A 17,759-nucleotide genomic window follows, 5' to 3' on the forward strand; every position below is an offset into this window, starting at 1 on the left:
CGCCACAGGCGTTCGCGCGGCACATCCTTCGGCACGGTTTCGAGATGGTCGGTCAGCTTTTCGCAAAGGCCGATCATGTTCTGGTGGTAATAAGCAATGGCGGTGGTGCGCGTCATCACCCTGACGCCGCGATCCTTCAGGGCTTTCAATTCATCCGCCAGCCAGGTCCATGCGGGCTTGCCGTCGATCTTCGCCTGGGGTTCGGACAAGAGCGTGCCGCCGGCTTCGGCATTTTCATCGACCAGCACGACGTTCAGACCATCGACCGCAGCCGCGCGCGCGGCTGCGAGACCGGCGGGACCGGCGCCGACGATCAGCACGTCGCAATGCAGGTTGCGCGATGCGTAGGTATCGGGGTCTTCCTCCTTGGGGGATACGCCGAGACCGGCCGCCGCGCGGATAAACGGCTCATAGACCTTGTTCCAGAAGCTCTTCGGCCACATGAAGGTCTTGTAGTAGAAGCCGGCCGAAAACAGCATATAGGCCATGTCGTTGACGGCGCCGATATCGAATTTCAGGCTCGGATATTTGTTCTGCGAGGTGGTCTCCAGGCCGTTCCAGATTTCCTGCACCGTAGCGCGGGTATTGGGCTCGAACCGGCCGGTGCCGCGGCGGGTGCCGATCAGCGCATTCGGCTCCTCGGAACCCGCCGCCACCGGGCCGCGCGGGCGGTGGTATTTGAACGAGCGGCCCATCAGATGCACGCCATTGGCAAGAAGCGCGGAAGCGACGGTGTCGCCCTTGAGGCCGCGATAGGTCTTGCCGTCGAAGGTGAAGCTCACGGAGCTTGAAGCATCCACCCGGCCACGGCCGGAAACGCGATAGGAGTTCATTTCGACACCTCGGAGCTTGCTGGGGCGCGTGTCAGGGAAGACAGTTCGGGGCGCGGCTCGCCCGCGGGATAGGTCGTGAGAAACCGGTCGCTCACCGTGTCGCGCACGGCGTTGAAGAAGCGGCCGCAGCCGTGCAGGTGCCGCCAGCGCTCGAAATGCGGACCCTTGACGTTTTCGCGGATGAACAGGAATTCCTCCCATTGCTCATCGCTTTGCGACGACGGATCGGCCGGGCGCACGATATGGGCCTGGCCGGCATAGGTGAATTCGGCTTCGGGCAGCGTTTCGTTGCAATAGGGGCAGCGGATCAAAAGCATCGTTGTGTCCTCAATGCGCCACGGCGGCGGCGGCGGCCTCGTCGATCAGGCGGCCGGAGCGGAAGCGTTCCAGCGTGAACGGCGCGTTGATCGGGTGCGGTTCGTTTTTGGCGATGGTCCAGGCGAAGGTGTGGGCGGCACCCGGCGTTGCCTTGAACCCGCCCGTGCCCCAGCCGCAATTGACGTAAAGCCCCGCGACCGGCGTCTTGCCGAGAATGGCCGAGCGATCCGGCGTCACATCGACGATGCCGCCCCATTTGCGCAGCATGCGCATGCGGTTGAAGATCGGGAAGATTTCGACGATGGCGGCGATCGTGTGCTCGATCAGCGGCAGGCCGCCGCGCTGCGAATAGGACGTATACTGGTCCGTGCCCGAACCGATCACCAGCTCGCCCTTGTCCGACTGGCTGATATAGGCGTGGACCGCGTTCGACATGACGACGCAGGGGAAGATCGGCTTGATCGGCTCCGACACCAGCGCCTGCAAGGGATAGCTTTCGAGCGGCAGGCGCACACCGGCCGTATCCATGACGACGGAGGTGTGGCCGGCGGCCGAGACCCCGACTTTCTTCGCCTTGATGAAGCCGCGCGCCGTTTCCACACCGGCCACGGAACCGTCGGCATTGCGGCGAATGGCGGTGACCGGGCAGTTCTGGATGATATCGACGCCACGGGCGGCGGCGGCACGCGCATACCCCCAGGCAACCGCATCGTGTCGCGCCGTACCGGCCCGTTCCTGAAGCGCGCCGCCCATGACCGGATAGCGCGCATTCGCCGCGATGCTCAACGGCGGGCAATAGTCCTTGCATTCTTGTGGGCTGAGCCAGCGATTGTCGACGCCGTTCAGGCGGTTGGAATGGATATGACGCTTGAAGCTCTGCACGTCGTGCACATTGTGGGCGAGCATCAGCACGCCGCGTTTCGAATACATGACGTTATAGTTCAGTTCCTGGCTCAGGTTCTCCCAGAGATCGACGGCATGGTCGTAAAGACGGGCGCTTTCGTCATAGAGATAGTTGGAGCGGATGATGGTCGTGTTGCGGCCGGTATTGCCGCCGCCGAGCCAGCCCTTGTCGATGACGGCGACATTGGTGATGCCGTGCTGGCTGGCCAGATAATAGGCAGCCCCCAGGCCGTGGCCGCCGGCGCCGACGATGATCACGTCATATTCGGATTTCGGCTGGCTGTCCGGCCATTGTTCTTCCCAATTTTTATTGCCCGTCAGGGCATTCTTCAAAAGACTGAAAGCATTAAAGCGCGTCATGATCGGACCCGACGGTTGGAAAATCTGTTGTCGTAAACGCTAAGATCATTTGCCATCGCCCGGCTGGACAATCGCGTCTGTTTGCATGAATATTTGCGTCATGAAATCGCACGCCGCAAAAAAACGCCTCAGCGTCGCCTTCCTCCTTGCAGACCGCTTCACGCTGTCGGCCTTTGCAAATTTCGTTGATGTGCTGCGCCTTGCCGCGGACGAAGCAGACCGCTCCCGTCCCATCCTTTGCGAATGGTCGGTTCTGTCGGCGACGCTTGGCAGCGTGCAGTCGAGCTGCGGCGTAAAAGTGCAGCCGGATACGCGGCTGATGAACGCAGGGCGCTACGATTACATCGTCGTCGTCGGCGGCTTGATCAGCGACCACAGCGCGCTTGCACCTGAAGCCATTCGCTTTCTCAAGGATCGTGCGAGAGCGGGCGTCCCTATCGTCGGTCTCTGTACCGGTGTCTTCATTCTGCACGAAGCGGGTCTGCTCGACGGCTATCGCTGCTGTGTGAGCTGGTTCCACCGCCAGGATTTTCTGGACCGTTTCGCTACCGTGCAAATGGTCTCGGACCAGATTTTCGTCATCGATCGGGACCGGCTGACCTGCTCCGGGGGCCATGGAGCGGCCCATCTCGCGGCCTTTCTTGTGGAGCGCCATGTCGGCCAGTCCGCCGCCATCAAGAGCCTCAACATCATGATGATCGACAGCGCGCTGAGCGGCGAAAAGCCCCAGCCCGGCCAGCAGAGCGCGCGAAAGGCCACCGATCCCCTGGTCAAAAAAGCGATCCTGCGGATGCAACAGAATATCGAGGTTCCGAAAACAGTGCTGGAACTGGCGAGCGATCTCGGCCATGGCCGCCGCAGTCTCGAACGGCGTTTCCTCATCGACCTCAAGGCGACACCGTCAAAAGTTTACCTCGAACTTCGGCTGGACCGCGCGCTTTCTCTTCTGCGTACGACACATGATCCAATCACCCAGATTGCGCTCGCCACCGGGTTCTGCGACGCACCGCATCTTTCCCGCACACTCAAGACCGAGCGCGGCTTTACACCCAGTGAATATCGTAAAACGCAGGTTGGCCACACGGTGGCGGACGAAGAATTCGCTGTTGGGGTGTTGCTGCCTCAAATGTAAGCAGCTTCGGCCATTGCAATTTTGAGGGCGCGTTTTCTCACTGAACCACCGCTATCGCACCCTATGTTTTACCGTCGAAGGCATCAATCGCCTGTTGAGGTGGCGTCCGGCAACGGATATCAGGTGCACAAAATCCCTGCGGACGTTCCGCACGCAATAAGGCTTATCCTCCTATGATCCCGGACTTCCTCGTCACCCATTCCGGCGGCTTCCATGCCGACGAACTTCTCTCAAGCGTCGTGCTCACCCGGCTTTTCCCGCAGGCCCGCCTTGTCCGCAGCAGGGCAGCCGAGTGGATCACCCCGGCCACGGATCGCATCATCTACGACGTCGGCGGCGCTTATGATCCCGAGGCCGGCATCTTCGATCATCATCAGCGCGGCGCCCCGTTGCGCGACGACGGCCAGCCCTTCAGCTCATTCGGCTTGATCTGGAAACATTTTGGCCGCGATTTTCTTGCCGCGTTCGGTATTCCTGAAGAACATATCGAAGCAATCCATGCCTCGTTCGACAAGAGCTTCGTGCTGCCGGTCGATCTGGTCGACAATGGCGCGCTCAGCCCCTCGACGGCTGGACCGCTTGCCGGACTGACCTTGCCTGTTCTTCTGGAAACGCTCAAACCGGTTTTCGACGAGACGGATCCGGAAGCGGACGATCGTTGTTTTAACGCGGCGCTCGCGATTGCGCGTGCTTTCGTCGAAGCCAAGATCGGAAACAGCGCTGCAAAACTGCGGGCCGAAGCGCTTGTGCAGAAAGCGATCGTCGATGCAGGTCAGGGACAGGTTCTGGAACTGCCAACGGGAATGCCATTTCGTCCCGCCATCATCAAGGCCGGCGCCGAGCACCTGCTATTTGTCGTTCACCCACGTCAGAACGACTGGTGCCTGACCGGCATTCGCCGCGCGGATGACGGGTTCGAACTGCGCGCGGACCTTCCGGCGGGCTGGGCGGGCCTGACGGGCAAGGACCTGGAAGCGGTTTGCGGTGTCGAAGGCGCGACCTTCTGCCATAACGGTCGCTTCGTTGCTGCGGCCAAAACCCGTGAGGCGGCGCTTGCCATGGCGGCGATAGCGGTCAGGCAGGCAACCGCCGCAATCTCATAAGACAGCGTCACCTTTTTTGGTGTGGGGGTTCGCCTGGAGCTCAGCGGGTTACAGACGCTGTTGCCGGCTCGCCCTCCTGCGGCCATCGCCGCAATGCGTCTTGTCCCGCCTCTGTCAGGCCATAGACCCCTCTGTCCTGGCGCTCGAACCAGCCATAAACGTTCGAAAGCAGGATCTTGCCGGCATCGGGTACACTCGATCTGACCTCACGAACGCGTAACGGGCCTGAAGCCAGCGCCTGGGCACAGCCCAGCGCCTGCTGACGGTGCGCCGTCATGACCGGCGCGCGGGTACTGCCGCCGATTGCCGGATCGCCGCGCCTTTTCTGATGCTCACGCATCAGCCGCGACCGACGTTTTGGATTGGTCCGCGGCATGGGTGAGATTGAACCGACGATCACGCTCACGTCTCCATGATCGGAAACGCCGAGCATGCCGATGCCGAGCCTGCGGCACAGGTCGCGATAGCGCCTGTCGGATTCGCGGCCTTTTCCCCGGGCAGACACCCGAGCCGCAATCCAAACCTCGTCGGCAACCGCCGCACGATCAACAGCCTGCAGGATGAGTTCCAGATTGAAACTCAGCTTCAGTTCACAGATCACGACGACAGGCGGATCATCATCACTGAGGCCCACGAGGTCGCAGCCGCCAACCTCGCCCTTGACGGTGTAGCCAGCCTTTTCGAGAAAGCCCTTGATTGGCAGATAAAGCGACGTTTCCATGGGGCCTGTGCGTTCGGATCAAGTTCCCCCAGTTACATCGATCCGCATATGCTGGACAAGCCTTAAGCAGCTCGATGCAAAAGCTCAGGCCTGATCGAGCGCAAGGGTGAGGTCGGCCACGAGATCATCCGGATGTTCGATGCCGATCGACAGCCGGATCGTGGAGTCGAGAACGCCGATGCGCTGGCGGACATCGGCAGGAACGCCCGAGTGGGTCATCGTTGCGGGGTGCGACGCAAGGGACTCTGTGCCACCGAGGCTCACGGCCAGTTTGAATATATTGAGCGCATTGAGAAACCTGAAAGAAGCAGGCTGCCCGCCGACGATATCGAACGAAAAGGTGGAGCCCGCGCCCGAGCACTGTGCGGCGAACACTTTTCCAACCGCGGATGCTGGATCGCTGAATGGCAGATAATGAATTTTGTCGACCTTCGGATGTCCTTTTAAAAATTCTGCCACAACCCTGGCATTGCTATCGGCGCGTTCCATGCGAATTTGCAGCGTTTCGAGCGATCGCCCGAGCATCCAGCATGAATGTGGATCGAGCTGCGTTCCGATTGCTCCGCGCAACGCCTTTACCTGTTTCATCACATCCTTACGGCCCAATGCCGCACCGGCGATGAGGTCAGAATGACCACCGACATATTTGGTCAGCGAGTAGAGCGAGATGTCGGCGCCATGTTCGATGGGCCGCTGAAAAACAGGCCCGAGAAGCGTATTATCGCAGGCGATGATCGGCCTGTGGCCCTGCCTGTTGGCAATGGTGTCGGCAACCCGGCTCATCATCGCGATGTCAACGATGCTGTTTGTTGGATTAGCCGGGGTTTCGATGAGGATAACCGACACCCTGCCCTTCGCCATCGCCTCTTCAGCAGCGGCCATCACGGAGGCTTCGCTCACGCCATCGGCAAAGCCCACCGCGGAGACGCCAAAATTATGGAACGTTTTCGCCAACAGCGTCTCCGTGCCACCATAAAGAGGCTGGGAGTGAAGCACGGTGTCGCCCGGCCGGACGAAGGCGAAAAGCGTTGTCGAAATGGCCGACATGCCGGAGGAGAAAAGCGCGCAGCTCTCGGTTCGCTCATAAACGGCGAGGCGATCCTCAACAATCTCGCTGTTGGGGTGATTGAAGCGCGAGTAGACGAGGCCAGCACCCCTGCCCTCTGGCGGTTCCTTGCGCCCGGAGACATAGTCGAAGAAATCACGTCCGTCTTCCGCCGATTTAAAGACGAAGGTCGATGTCAGGAATACGGGTGGCTTGACGGCACCCTCCGACAATTCCGGATCGTAACCATAGTTCAACATCTGGGTTTCGGGATGCAGAGCGTGGTTGCCGATATGGGTTTTGGACGGGTGCGGCGCGGTCATCGATAATCCCTCGGATATTGTTGAACTCACCGCAGATTACACACATTTTCACCGAAATACCTTGCATTTTGATGCGCGAAAAGTTTGATAAAGACAATTTGTTGCGGAGAAGTGCCGACTATGTCGCAGAAAATTGCGGACCCCATCGACAGCAGAATCCTCAAGGAGTTGTCGGCCGACGCGCGGATCACCAACAACGAACTCGCAGAGCGGGTCGGCCTGTCAGCATCGGCGTGCCTGCGTCGTCTGCGACGCCTGGAGGAGATTGGCGCGATCAAAGGTTATTCCGCCATCATTGATCCTGCGGTCGAGGGATGGACCATGACCGCCCTCGCCTCCATCCGTCTCAGCCGCCAGCACGATGACGAGATCCGCATGTTCGAAGCCGCCGTTCTCGACTGGGATGAGGTTCTCGAGTGTCATCTGGTGACCGGCCCGCGGGATTATATGCTTAAGGTCATGTGCGGCGGACTGGAGGATTACGAGCGCTTCATAAAGGACAAGATTGCGAAGCTGAAATGCGTCGACACCATTGAGACCAGCTTCGTCATGAACACAATCAAGACGCGACGGGTCTAAGTTTGGTTGTGTCCGAGCGGCTTCGATGATGGCGTCCAACTTCAGCCACGTCTGGCCGATGGCTCTTCTAGCTGGGAGTGATTGCTTCTAGCCAGATGCTAACGGCAACGGCTCCCGCATCCTGATGTCCGACAGCCCTCTCTCCGAGATAGCTCGCGCGACCGAGACGCGGCTTCATGGACGCTGTGGCTTCAGCACCCGCGACACCCGCCGCCACTGCCGAGCGCCACGCATCCTCTGAAGATGCGCCGCCGCCAAGTTTTTCCCTGAACGTTTCTGCCGCGGGATACAACGCGTCAATCATGGTGCGGTCGCCTGGCCCGGCGCCACCGAGTTCAGAGACGGCTGCAACAGCAGCTAGAAATGCGTCGGCCATTTGTTCGGCGGTTGGCTTTTCGATCCCGGCAAGCTGGCGCGAAGCGCGCATCAGGCCGGTGGCGTAGAATGGTCCCGAGCTTCCGCCGATCGCTTTTCGCATCGCGTTTGCCATCGCCATCAATCCATCCGAAACGTCGCTGAACCTCTGCTCCGGAAGTGCAAGAATTGCTTCGGCACCGCGCACCATGCTCATCCCCAAGTCGCCATCGCCTGTGATGCTGTCAAGCTCCGTTAGCCTGGGCTCCGCGGCGATCAACGCGTTAGCCACATGCCGTGAGACTGCATGTAATCGATCTCCGGCTGTGGTTCTTCTTCTCTCAGCGGCCTCGCTCTTTTCAATATTGTGCGACGGCAGCACCCGCTCCCTGTTCACGGCCCCGCCGCGGGGCCAAGCGGTGGCCACGGTCGGCGCGTCGATGAGGCTTAGGGTTTCAGCATCGACAGGTATGACTGACAGAGAGAAGCCTGGCATATCCAGCGCCGAAAGGAAGGTGCCTGCCCAGGCCCGCTCGACGGATATGCCCAATGATTCGAGACGCGCCACCGCGGAGCGTGCCACGATCGCAAGTTCCATCGGCGGCGTTGATCCCAATCCGTTGACAAGAAGCGCCACTCGATCCCCGCTTTTAAGCTTACCATCGGCCTTGATGGTATCGAGGACCAGCGTCACTAGCTCGTCCACCGGCGCGAGGGGCATCCTCCGGACGCCCTGCTCGCCATGAATCCCGAGCCCCACTTCGATTTCCGCCTCCCCGAGCACGAAGCCCGGCTTGCCGACCGCCGGAAGCGTGCAGGAGCCCAGCGCAACTCCCATCGAAGCCAATTTCCCGGCGGCCTCGCGCGCTATACGGGCCACGTCTTCAAGAGGAAGCCCCCTCTCGGCCGCCGCGCCGGCGAGCTTATGGACCAGCACCGTCCCGGCGATGCCACGGCGTCGGTCTGCGGACACTGTATCCCTCAACGCGACGTCGTCTGCGACGACGACGATCTCGACGGGGATACCTTCGGCCCTTGCGAGCTCTGCCGCCAGGCCGAAATTCAGCCTGTCGCCTGTATAGTTCTTGACGATCAGGAGGGCACCCGCAGGCCCTGCCGCGGCCCTGATACCCGCGAGAACCGCATCGGTGCTGGGCGAGGTAAAAACGTCACCTGCGACCGCAACGGTCAGCATGCCCGCCCCGACATAGCCTGCATGGGCGGGCTCATGTCCGCTGCCGCCACCAGACAGCACCGCCACCTTCCGCTTATCCGGTTCGGGAAGGCCGGACTGAATCACGACGTTCTCATCAGCAAGCAGGATCGTCGCAGGACTAAGGGCTACGACCCCTTCAAGCATCTCCCGCACGACAGTTACTGGATTGTTGATGAGCTTCTTCATGCCTTCTTCCTCCGTGCGGTTCCTCAACCGGGGACGCAAACGCGCGCTGCCGACCGAAAACAAGCACGATCTGAAAGCCGATTTCAAGTTCCCGACGCTCGCGTCAGGGGTACATTTCCGCCATTGCCTCTTGCGACGGACGCGCTATCATGTCGCCACTACCGGACGGCAGCTTTGGGAGGAGCGATACGTGAGACGGATGTGGCCAGACGAATTTGCCTTTCTGCTTGATGGTTCTGAAGAGGTCGACCTTCATATTCCACCGGTAGCCAGAGACCATGGTTCGACCGGCAAGGCGACAACCAGGAAAGCCCTGCGCGCCCGGATCAGCCAGGAAAATTTTGAAAAGATCTGGAGCCTTGCCGAGGCCCGCTACAGGCTGGATGGCAAGTTCACGGGCAAGGCTATCACCCTGATCGCGAATAATCCCCACTACAAGGAGTGGCACCCCGCAGACGGTGGCGCCGTCGAAGGCGTTGCCGACAGCGGTCATAAATATACGACACGCTATGTTATCGTGCACTTCCTTCTGGATGACGTGAGCGAGCCTGTCGAAGCATAGGTTTTCAACCTTCGCCCTTTCCCCGACGGGTTCTCGCACAGGGTTTCCTGCTGTCTGTCAGTTGGAAGAAAAGCGTCGCGCTGCCGCCTGACTGCCCGGATTCCGCGCCGGGCCGGATCGCATGTGAAGTTTTGAGGCCCTGATTGCTGAACCAAGGGAGGCAAACAGCAAGCGAAGCGCGAAGACCCGCGACATGCTCACCTGAGCAGAGCGGGTGCAACACCATTACCCGTAAATGGATTCCAGTCTTTGGCCGCAAGAATGGCCCATGCCGTGGCTCCGATATGCGGCAACCTGAAATACTTGAAGTCGGCGGAGTTGGAGCCCGGACCGATTTTCAGGCCGGTCGTCAGTTCGCGATCCTGGGTCGCATAAACAAGTCCGCTCGGCGAAATATTCGCTTTTATTGTCTCGAGCAGCCTGTCGGCTTTCCCTTTCTGTCCAGCACGCTGAAACGTCAGCGCCGCCTGTGCGGTGCCTTCGAGCCAGACGCCATCGCGATCGTCATTGAAATCGAACCCGCCATGGACGGCGTAGTGCCTATCAACCCAGTTTAAAACCCGCGAGGCGCGGCCCTCAAATTCTGGCACCGCAAGAAGCGGCCAAAGTTCGGAATCGATACCTGACTGGCTTGTGTTTGGTAGATCGCTGCCGGGCAGGCTACCGACGTAGAAGCGCCCTTCCCGCTCGTTCCACATGGCGTCAAGGAACGATCCGGCTTGATCCCGCACGACTTTCCACTGTCTCGTGTCATCGATTGCTGCAAGCCAATTGGCTGCTGCATAAATGTCGAGATTATGTTCGGTCGATTTCCAATCCAGTGTGGTTGGCGCGGGCTCCTGACCGAAAGTACCGCCCGCGTAGCCGACCTCGCTTTTTCCCTTCGTACTGGTGTCGATCCAACCAACCAGTCTTGCCGCCGCGGCCCGGTAGGTTTGGTCGCCAGATTGTTCATGCGCGGCTAAAAGTGCAAGTGCTGCCCAGGCAACGTTGCCGCTCGCAGTTCCAACCTGATAATCGTCTTCGATCCAGGCATTGAGCCTGGCATTCCAGAACCCGGGCAGAAGCATGGGCTCCTTGATATCCGTTACGGCACCGGAACGATATGCATTGCGGATTCGCCCGTCGCGGTAATGCCTGTCATGATCAACCGCGAGGCGTAAAGCATTGGCAACGCGCAGGGCTTTCGTATCCTGGCGACAGGCAAAAAGTGCGATGGATGCCAGGGCGTTGTCGTAGGTGAAAGCCGCATTCTCGAGGGCCGGGTCAAGTGGCTGTCCACCTTCTCCAGGCTCATAGCTGCGGAAAAGAAAGGGCCCGACCGAGCCGTCCATCCTTGCGGCAAGTCCGGCGCATAACCTTGTGGCAACGACATCTCTAGCAGTTTCGGCCGCGGTGACCGGGTTCGCCGACACGAGACTGCAAAATAATGAGCCGATGAGGATAGTCTTGTTGGACATGCAGTCTCCCTCAAGCCTTGTCGAGCCTCATGCTATCCAGCCGCTCTAAGGGGACCAGCCCGTCAGCTGAAAGCGCGGGCGAACAACATCCGCATTGATTGTATAAGATCCCCCTGCCCGGCGACGTTCTCAGGAGCCGTCCGGAACAGAAGTCGCAAAACAGCCCTGTGCTGTTCCTCCGTGAGACGCAAATTATATTTGCAAGGCGCCTGGGGCGTGCCGCTTGCCTCCACCTGCAACCAGCCAGCCTCCGGCACGAAAACCGACGCGGCATCAGCGATGCCCGGGGAGGTCTCCGAGAGTGTAACACTTTCGGTCGACAGCCTCGATATACGAACGGGCAGGATTGAGTCGGCGCTGCGGATTTTTCCGGCAATATCGACTTCGATCGGCTCTTCTTTGTCGAAGCGGGGCAACTCGATGCAGCATATGAGGCTGGTGAAAGCAATCACCATCGCGACGGCTGACCAGATGAGGTTCATGCAGTCGCGTGCGGACAATTCCGAAGGAGAATCCCAGCTGTAGACGGCCAGCACGATCGACACGGCCGAGGCCGCCGAAACGAAGGCGAAAAACAATGCCGTGGGCGCATGAACCCGCACATGCGATCTGTCTCCACCCTTTTCCGTCACTTTAAAGGGCCGTCCGAACGGCTTTCGAATAGCTTGAAAAAGGGTGATTGTGATTGGTACCGCCGTCAGGGCATGTGTCACTTCCGTGAAAAGAGGAAGGGTGCGTTTGCCGGAAATCCAGGTGGAATAGGTCCAGAACAGCGCAAGAGAGGACAGCCCCAGCTTCATGAACATCAATTCATCGGCTTGAAGGGCCGAAACGCCGGTAAGCCAGTAGATCGAAGGGGCGAGGAGCAAGCAAAGGATGAAAGGCTTCGACAACCAGCAGAAAAGGCCATGCAGATAATGCAGCCGCTGCGTCAGCGTGAAGTTGCCGCGCCAGAGCGGACCGGTGCGCAGGAGACCAATCTGGATCGTACCGAGACACCAGCGCGTCCGCTGGGTAATATATTCCGGTATACCCTCGGCCGATAAGCCGACACTGAGTTTCTCATTTAGCCAGCGTGTGACATATCCCTGTTCCATCAGCCGATATGTCAATAGCATGTCCTCGGAAAGCGCTTCCGAAGGAAAGCCGCCAAGGTCATTTACGGCAGAGCGACGCACGACGAAGCTGGTGCCGACGCAGAACGCGCAACCAGCCGCGTCTTTCGCCGGTTGGAATACATCGAAGAAAACACGCTGGTCATCAACGAAGCTTTTACCAATGCCCAGGTTGTGTTGGATGGGATCTCTGTTGAAATAAAATTGCGGCGTTTGCACCACCGCCACCTTTGCATCCGAGAAAAGCCCCGTGACGCGTTTGAGGAAATTTGCCTGCGGCGCGAAGTCGGCGTCAAGCACCATGATGAGATCCGACACCTGCGCCAGGGCATTGGTGTGGCGAAGGGCATTGTTCAGATTTCCCGCCTTGGCATGTTTGTTGTCGGGACGGGTGACGTAGTTGACGCCGACCCTGTCGCAATAATCGCGGACATCCGGTCTGCGCGTATCGTCACAGACGAAAACACGGAGCTTCGGATAATCCATGGCTTGTGCTGCAATGATCGACTTTTCGAGGACGTTCAACGGCTCATTGTAGGTGCAGATGACGACGTCCACCAAGGGAGCGTCTCCATTTTTTTCGAGTTCGGCCTCCCCACGGTCGGCGATGGCGGACCAGTCCGTTCGCCGGAGCAGGATAAGGATAGAACCGATCGCATAGAGCACCGAAATGAGTTCGAATGTGAAGTATGTATAGTTCCACAAGGCCTCCAGCGAGAATTCCACCGGCGGCAAAGTATCGACGGCTCGCCACACAATGTATGTTCCAAGCGAAAGAAGCATGATGACGCTGAATGCCAGCCTGTCGACGAACCTCTTGGGATCGGCAAGCATGGCGAAAAGGATTGCGCCAAGTGCGATGACAAGGTTGACGTAAAGTATGGACTGGATGTCACCTTCGGAGCTGAAATACATCGAACTAACCTCAACAATGTCCTTCCGCGCTAAGATGCGGGCGCAGGCAAGAGCGTAATGTGGAAGATGAGGCGCTTGCCCCACGGGCCAATAAACAGGCCCGCAGGGCTCACCCAATCCGTGCGGTGTCAGGATTGAGTTCGCGAGACCGTTTTTGCCGCGCTGGGGCTGGCCGTCGTTTGATGCGGCAGGACCCCTTGTTGAGGCAACCGTTCAGCAATCTGCGGCTGGCGCGCCTGTTTGGCTGGCCTGATGCCCATGTAGTCGAAGACCCTGTCACGCGACGTTTCGATAAGCGACCAGGTAGCCTCGGTGACGCCAGGAAGCTCATCGACGGAGGTTTGGGCGAGTTTTAACAGGCTGCTGGATGCCTCATGAACATAGTCCTGCGTCTTTCCGAGCCACTCATTCGGCAGACTTACACTCACCCATGTGCCGACCGAACAGGCGGTATCACGCGAAAGTTTTTGCTGGTTGGCGCCGTCAACGCGGATGAAAGCGTAGAGCTCGCGCCTTTCTGTCGGCGGAAAAGGCACGGCGTAGTCCAGGTCCACCCGTTCCGTCGTGCGCGGCACCAGCCGCTCCACCAGACCATCGGCTTCCTGGTTCCAGCCATCGGCATTAACCTTAACCCGCGAGCCGACGGAGAGGGCCTGCGCCTGACGCTCGGAGAAGATGGCAACCACGAAAGCATTGCGGCAATCCAGCGCTTCCGCGAGTGTATCGCCAGCGACAACCTCGCGTCCGGTTGCCGCGACCGGCTTGTAAAGTGTCGTTCCGGCCGGGATCGCGAGATCTGCGCGGGTAAGACGCTCGATGCGGGCCGCCTCTGCCGAGGCCAGCGTTTCCAGTTCGCTGCGTCTGGTCTCCAACGTCGTCATCTGCATCTGGATCTGCATCAGGTCGGCTGAACGTGTGCGGATTTCCTGCTGGAGATTTTGCAGCGACTGCAGATCAGAGCCGATATAAATTCCTTGGCGGGCAAAGCTCATTTCCTTGTTGAGTTTGTCCACGGCTACCCTGGCTGCCTGCAATTTTACATCTTCAAGCTGTATGGTGTCGGCAATATCATCGCCGATACCGAAATAGACACCCTTCGCTACCAGCTTCTGTTTTCTCGTTGCCTCAGCTTTTGCGATGCGGGTGGAATAGGTCACCATCTGCAAGGCAGCCTCCGCAGCCGCAAGATCGGATTGAGTCCGGATGAGCAGCGCCGCCTGCTGGCTGGAGAGATCCTTGTTCAAATCTTCGATCCGGGACGCATAATCTCCGATAATCGAGTTCTTCTGGCGCATTTCATTATCGAGCGCTGCCAACTGCACCTTCAAGCCGATGAGGGTTGTTTTGTCGACCTTGTCGTTTTCGATGGTTGCCTTGCCTTTATCATCCGATAATTTGACCACGCCACTAATCGGGGTGGTCAACGGAATGATCGGCGCGTTGATCAGTGCACGATTGGTCTGCGATGTGAACACCGGTGGAAATACAGAAGAAGAAAATACCGTAGCGACGACACCTAGAACAGTATAGGACGCCAGCCTCACAGACGCCCCATTATTTCTTTCCTTGGACTTATTACGGAACAGCATGAATCAACTCCTGTGGTTGTTAAGCAAGCGTTCCTCCCGAAGTATTGAAATCGTGTCGCAAGTTTTTGTGCGGCGCAACATCGTTAAGATTGCATTAATGTATTTTTCATGGATGATAAAACTTTGGGCTTTCGCCTATTTAGTGGACGCAAAAATTCATCCATGAGAACTTATCGGGCAGATTTTTAATCTCTTCATATTAGAAGGTGCGCGTAAAACTTCTCAGCCAAGTCGAGACCAAAAAAGCGGCAGAAGTTGAATGCAACCCATGGGCGCAATCGCTTGTTCTTGGCGTCCGGCGACAAACGGGCATGCAGTCGATGCGCACGGGAATCGCGTACCCGCAACACCGGCTCCTTCATTGGAAAGACCGCAGAAGTCTTCGAGCCTTGAGATTGAGATTTCGCAGATGCTCCTTGGCATCGGAGGTTCCGACCAAGGGCACTTCAACTGAAATGGCAGCCCCATCCCCAACGGCAGCGAGGAGGTCGTGCAAGGGCAGGATACCCTCGCCCGGGGCGAGACGGCCCGATCTAGCTTCGTTTATCATTCCTTCAGGTGTCGCCGGTGCAGCACCGGAGACATCACAGAGCTGCACGTGCCTGACGATGTTGCGATCGATCTCATTGACGTTTCCGCCGTTGCGAAAGAAATGAATGGCGTCGACAAGCACGCCCGCATTGGTCTGGGCACAGTCATTTATGATGGTAGCGCTTTGGCGATAGGTGCTGACTGTGCGCCAACCCATGTTTTCCAGATCGACGGCCATGCCGTGGCGAGCAGCGACGGTGCAAAAGCTGCCGAGGTTATCGACAAGACGTTGTCGGTCGGCATCATCGCCGCAGGCGGACAGGCGTCTGGCGCCAATGTCCGCCGCCGCAGCGACGATGGCTTCGACAGCGGCCGCATCGAATTGCGGGTCGACAACAAAAAACTCGATGTCGAAGACGCTCATGCCTTCGCTGTCGAGAAGTGCGCGGAATTCCGCTGCGGACTTGCTGCCCTTCGGCAGCTCGTAATAAGGCGCGCCGGGAAAGGCAGGATGCAATCTCAATCCAACCGCATTGAAACCTGCGTTGGCGGCGCAGCGCACGAACTGTGACGGCGGCAGCGTTATTGCGGAAAAATGGGCGACACCGAGCGCCTTCTGCAGGATTGGTTTGCTGTCTGTCATCGCACCACCCCCGCGCGGGCAAGATGCTCCAGGAGATTGCTGCCCGTGCGATGAATATGCTGGCGAAGCTTTTCGGTCGCGAAATCGCTGTCCCGGGCGACCGCACCCTGCGCTATCTCGCTGTGTTCTTGATTGACGTTTCTGTCACCTGATGTCTGTGAAAGGAAGGCCCTTCGATAACGATCATTGAGATTAAGCAGGGTGTTGCAGAACTGAAGAAGAAGCGGTTTGCCACATCCCGATATCAAAGCGAGGTGGAAATCGCGATGTACGGTTTCCCAGTACTCCAGAGTCTCGGGCCTTGCTGCATCCCGCTCGGCGCGGTTGAGCTTGTGCAGGGCGCGCATGACGTTTCCCTCCCACTCCACATTCCCCACCCGAATGGCTTCCTTCAGAGCGAAAACCTCGAGTTCTTCGCGCAGGCTGGTGACTTCCTCCAGATTGGCGAGCGACACAGGCGAGACACGGTAGCCACGATTATCCTCAAACTCGACAAGACCGTCGGATATCAGGCGCGCAAGGCCCTCGCGAAGCGGGCTCAGGCTGACGTTGAAGGATTGTCGCGCCTTGTCGAGATTGATCTTGCTGCCCGCTTCCAGATCACCGGAAATGATCGCTTCGCGTAGCCGCGTGGCAAGCTGGCTGCCGATGGTATTCTTGCCATCGTCCGAAAATCCACCGCTGGCGATTTGATTGCCCCCTCCGATCGGATCGTTGGCCTGCTGTTTCATGGCACCCCGCGTGACAAAGATGATGATGAGCGGTAGAATAAACGATTATTCTTGTCAACGGATTGTCGGGACATCGCTCGCCACATTCCCAAAGAGCCGTGATGATGACGAAAATTGCCTTCGTTAGCCTCGGAAATCTCCGGCATCGCCTACAAGACCATCCAGCAACCGCTTTCGCTTGATCGACGCTTGACAAATAATCGATTATTCTCGTACTGACTCTGCATTGGGAGGTGCCAATGGTCATCAAAAGCGAAAGCGACATCACGCCTGCGGTCATCGCGGCGATGAGTGAGACATCCGATCCACGAATGCGTGAAATTCTGGTGGCGCTGGTCAAGCACCTCCATGCGTTCGTTCGGGAAGTGCGTTTAACGGAGCCAGAGTTCCGCGAGGCAACGGCCATCTTGAACGAAATCGGTCAGCTGCAGACCGATACGCACAATGAGTTCGTTCTGATCTCGGGCTCCCTTGGCGTATCCTCTCTCGTCTGTCTGTTGAACAATGGTGATAACGGCCAGACGGAGACATCGCAGTCGCTGCTCGGCCCCTTCTGGCGCCTCAACTCCCCGCGGGTAGAAAATGGCGGAACGATCATCCGCTCCAGTACTCCGGGAGATCCGCTCTTCGTTCGCGCACGCGTCATTGATCGGCACGGCAATCCGATTTCAGGTGCGGAGGTCGATGTCTGGCATGCTTCTCCTGTCGGCCTCTATGAAAACCAAGACCCTGATCAGGCGGAGATGAACCTGCGCGGAAAATTCACCACAGACGAGGATGGCCGTTTCTGGTTCCGGACCGTGAAAATGGTCGGTTATCCTATCCCCGTCGACGGCGTCGTCGGGCGGATGCTCAAGGCGCAGGGTCGACACCCGTACAGGCCGGCCCACCTGCACGCACTCATATTCAAACCGGGCTTCAAGACATTGATCTCGCAGGTTTTCGACCCGAGCGATCCTCATATTGATTCCGATGTGCAGTTCGGCGTAACGGCCGCCCTCACGGGAGATTTCATTCGCCATGATGAGCCACACCCCAGCGACAAGGATGTTGAGGGACCGTGGTTCTCGCTTGATTACACCTACACCATGGAGCCGGGCGAAGCCGTTCTGCCGCGCCCGCCGATCAAATAATTCCGGA

General features: G+C 58.6%; 16 protein-coding genes. 5 read left to right on the forward strand and 11 right to left on the reverse strand.

What is annotated here, in order from left to right; genetic code table 11:
* The 3 genes from ACUTJJ_RS15685 to ACUTJJ_RS15695 form a co-directional block, all read right to left on the reverse strand.
* Positions 1–833 (reverse strand): 2Fe-2S iron-sulfur cluster-binding protein (locus ACUTJJ_RS15685; RefSeq protein ID WP_445542744.1); only part of this gene is annotated, 833 nt, incomplete at its 3' end.
* A complete protein-coding gene (locus ACUTJJ_RS15690) occupies positions 830–1,150 on the reverse strand; it encodes a sarcosine oxidase subunit delta (RefSeq protein WP_445542745.1) in 321 nt (106 codons plus the stop codon). The genes ACUTJJ_RS15690 and ACUTJJ_RS15685, both read right to left, overlap by 4 nt.
* A 10-nt stretch (positions 1,151–1,160) precedes the next feature.
* Positions 1,161–2,414, reverse strand: coding sequence for a sarcosine oxidase subunit beta family protein (locus ACUTJJ_RS15695; protein WP_296066904.1), 1,254 nt, complete (start codon positions 2,412–2,414; stop codon positions 1,161–1,163).
* An 85-nt stretch (positions 2,415–2,499) separates the two neighbouring features.
* On the opposite strand from ACUTJJ_RS15695, the gene ACUTJJ_RS15700 reads away from it, so the two are divergent.
* Together ACUTJJ_RS15700 and ACUTJJ_RS15705 are read left to right on the forward strand one after the other, a co-directional pair.
* Positions 2,500–3,546 (forward strand): GlxA family transcriptional regulator, encoded by a 1,047-nt coding sequence (locus ACUTJJ_RS15700; RefSeq protein WP_445542746.1) that lies wholly within the window; start codon positions 2,500–2,502, stop codon positions 3,544–3,546.
* A 173-nt stretch (positions 3,547–3,719) separates the two neighbouring features.
* Positions 3,720–4,649 carry an MYG1 family protein gene (locus tag ACUTJJ_RS15705; protein ID WP_445542747.1) on the forward strand — a complete coding sequence of 310 codons (930 nt, stop codon included), beginning with the start codon at positions 3,720–3,722 and terminating at the stop codon, positions 4,647–4,649.
* Between the two features lie 40 nt (positions 4,650–4,689).
* Here the strand turns inward: ACUTJJ_RS15705 and ACUTJJ_RS15710 are convergent, their stop codons facing one another.
* Both ACUTJJ_RS15710 and ACUTJJ_RS15715 read right to left on the reverse strand, forming a co-directional pair.
* Positions 4,690–5,370 carry a DUF2161 domain-containing phosphodiesterase gene (locus tag ACUTJJ_RS15710; protein ID WP_445542748.1) on the reverse strand — a complete coding sequence of 227 codons (681 nt, stop codon included), beginning with the start codon at positions 5,368–5,370 and terminating at the stop codon, positions 4,690–4,692.
* An 84-nt stretch (positions 5,371–5,454) separates the two neighbouring features.
* Positions 5,455–6,738, reverse strand: coding sequence for a cystathionine gamma-synthase family protein (locus ACUTJJ_RS15715; RefSeq protein ID WP_445542749.1), 1,284 nt, complete (start codon positions 6,736–6,738; stop codon positions 5,455–5,457).
* 120 nt (positions 6,739–6,858) lie between these two features.
* Here ACUTJJ_RS15715 and ACUTJJ_RS15720 point away from each other — a divergent pair, with 120 nt between their 5' ends.
* Positions 6,859–7,317, forward strand: a complete 459-nt coding sequence (locus tag ACUTJJ_RS15720; protein ID WP_063946908.1) for an Lrp/AsnC family transcriptional regulator — start codon at positions 6,859–6,861, stop codon at positions 7,315–7,317.
* A 67-nt stretch (positions 7,318–7,384) separates the two neighbouring features.
* Here the strand turns inward: ACUTJJ_RS15720 and ACUTJJ_RS15725 are convergent, their stop codons facing one another.
* On the reverse strand, positions 7,385–9,073 hold the full coding sequence (locus ACUTJJ_RS15725) for a dihydroxyacetone kinase family protein (RefSeq protein ID WP_404494646.1): 1,689 nt from the start codon (positions 9,071–9,073) through the stop codon (positions 7,385–7,387).
* Between the two features lie 199 nt (positions 9,074–9,272).
* Between ACUTJJ_RS15725 and ACUTJJ_RS15730 the strand changes: the two genes are divergently transcribed.
* Positions 9,273–9,635, forward strand: coding sequence for a hypothetical protein (locus ACUTJJ_RS15730; RefSeq protein WP_445542753.1), 363 nt, complete (start codon positions 9,273–9,275; stop codon positions 9,633–9,635).
* A 197-nt stretch (positions 9,636–9,832) separates the two neighbouring features.
* Here the strand turns inward: ACUTJJ_RS15730 and ACUTJJ_RS15735 are convergent, their stop codons facing one another.
* The 5 genes from ACUTJJ_RS15735 to ACUTJJ_RS15755 form a co-directional block, all read right to left on the reverse strand.
* On the reverse strand, positions 9,833–11,095 hold the full coding sequence (locus tag ACUTJJ_RS15735) for a hypothetical protein (protein WP_404494647.1): 1,263 nt from the start codon (positions 11,093–11,095) through the stop codon (positions 9,833–9,835).
* Between the two features lie 62 nt (positions 11,096–11,157).
* A complete protein-coding gene (locus tag ACUTJJ_RS15740; protein WP_445542750.1) occupies positions 11,158–13,125 on the reverse strand; it encodes a glycosyltransferase family 2 protein in 1,968 nt (655 codons plus the stop codon).
* 128 nt (positions 13,126–13,253) lie between these two features.
* Positions 13,254–14,714, reverse strand: a complete 1,461-nt coding sequence (locus ACUTJJ_RS15745; RefSeq protein ID WP_404494649.1) for an HlyD family efflux transporter periplasmic adaptor subunit — start codon at positions 14,712–14,714, stop codon at positions 13,254–13,256.
* 358 nt (positions 14,715–15,072) lie between these two features.
* Positions 15,073–15,888, reverse strand: coding sequence for a sugar phosphate isomerase/epimerase family protein (locus tag ACUTJJ_RS15750; protein ID WP_404494650.1), 816 nt, complete (start codon positions 15,886–15,888; stop codon positions 15,073–15,075).
* Positions 15,885–16,619, reverse strand: a complete 735-nt coding sequence (locus tag ACUTJJ_RS15755; protein ID WP_404494651.1) for a GntR family transcriptional regulator — start codon at positions 16,617–16,619, stop codon at positions 15,885–15,887. Before ACUTJJ_RS15755 ends, ACUTJJ_RS15750 begins: the two co-directional genes overlap by 4 nt.
* A gap of 239 nt (positions 16,620–16,858) precedes the next feature.
* Between ACUTJJ_RS15755 and ACUTJJ_RS15760 the strand changes: the two genes are divergently transcribed.
* On the forward strand, positions 16,859–17,752 hold the full coding sequence (locus ACUTJJ_RS15760; protein ID WP_404494652.1) for an intradiol ring-cleavage dioxygenase: 894 nt from the start codon (positions 16,859–16,861) through the stop codon (positions 17,750–17,752).
* The last annotated feature ends 7 nt before the right edge of the window (positions 17,753–17,759 follow it).

The sequence above is a fragment of the Agrobacterium sp. DKPNP3 genome, from assembly GCF_052686535.1.